A 1493-nucleotide genomic window follows, 5' to 3' on the forward strand; every position below is an offset into this window, starting at 1 on the left:
AGTGATAAAGTCGGGAGTTAGAAATAGCCTTTTCAAGCAAAATCCTAAAGACAAACATCAGTTTTGGTGCTTGTCTTTTTAAATCACTCGGCTATCGAAAACTGAGAAATGATTTGTTTTGTGCTAAAATAGATTGAAACGAATACTCAATAAAAATCAAAGAGTAACTGGGAAGTCAGCTCAAAATACTGTTTTGAGGTTGCAGATGGACGCTGACGTGCTTTGAAGAGATTTTCGAAGAGTATAAAGATCCTCTCTTTTACTATAGTTAAGGAGATGTAAAGATAAGTGATAAGGAAGAGACTATGTACGACTATCTAATCGTTGGTGCTGGTTTGTCGGGAGCAATTTTTGCTTATGAGGCGACTAAGCGTGGAAAAAAAGTAAAAGTTATTGATAAACGTGACCACATTGGTGGAAATATCTACTGTGAGAATGTAGAAGGGGTTAATGTTCATAAATATGGTGCCCATATCTTTCATACTTCTAATAAAAAAGTTTGGGACTATGTCAATCAATTCGCTGAGTTTAACAATTATATCAACTCGCCTCTAGCTAATTACAAGGGTAGCCTTTATAATCTACCTTTCAATATGAATACTTTCTATGCTATGTGGGGTACAAAAACTCCTCAAGAAGTGAAAGATAAGATTGCTGATCAAACGGCTCATATGAAGGACGTTGAACCTAAAAACTTGGAAGAACAGGCTATCAAGTTGATTGGTCCAGATATTTATGAAAAATTGATTAAAGGATATACTGAAAAGCAATGGGGACGTTCTGCTACTGACCTTCCACCGTTTATTATTAAACGTCTACCAGTTCGTTTGACCTTTGATAATAATTATTTCAATGACCGTTACCAAGGAATTCCAATTGGTGGGTATAATGTCATTATCGAAAATATGCTCAAGGATGTGGAAGTAGAACTTGGTCTTGACTTTTTTGCCAATCGTCAAGAATTAGAAGCTTCTGCTGAAAAAGTTGTCTTTACAGGGATGATTGACCAATACTTTGATTATAAACATGGTGAGTTAGAATACCGTAGTCTTCGTTTTGAGCATGAAGTTTTTGATGAAGAAAACTATCAAGGAAATGCTGTAGTGAACTACACAGAGCGAGAAATTCCTTATACTCGCATTATTGAGCATAAACATTTTGAGTATGGTACACAAGCTAAAACGGTTATTACTCGAGAATACCCAGCTGATTGGAAACGTGGAGATGAGCCTTATTATCCAATCAATGATGAGAGAAACAATGCTATATTTTCCAAATATCAGGAAGAAGCGGCAACAAATGACAAGGTTATTTTCTGTGGTCGTTTAGCAGATTATAAATACTACGACATGCATGTGGTCATCGAACGGGCTTTGGAAGTGGTCGAGGAAGAGTTGGGACAATAATGCAAGGATTCCGTTATTTTAGAATCTTTGCTACTTAAGATTTTTATACTAAACTAAAATAAAAAAGTATTATATAATAGTAATATG

The 1493-nt window shown here is 35.4% G+C and carries 1 protein-coding gene; it reads left to right on the forward strand.

The features are described from left to right. The first annotated feature begins 305 nt into the window (after positions 1-305). On the forward strand, positions 306-1406 hold the full coding sequence (gene glf, locus HT699_RS11465) for a UDP-galactopyranose mutase (protein ID WP_000272518.1): 1101 nt from the start codon (positions 306-308) through the stop codon (positions 1404-1406). The last annotated feature ends 87 nt before the right edge of the window (positions 1407-1493 follow it).

Origin of the sequence: Streptococcus sp. 1055 (genome assembly GCF_013276815.1) — a bacterium.
Lineage (GTDB): Bacteria > Bacillota > Bacilli > Lactobacillales > Streptococcaceae > Streptococcus > Streptococcus pseudopneumoniae.

What these genes read in the sequence shown, in the direction of transcription:
- glf (WP_000272518.1), top strand. Translation starts at nt 306, where the DNA reads ATGTACGACTATCTAATCGTTGGTGCTGGTTTGTCGGGAGCAATTTTT.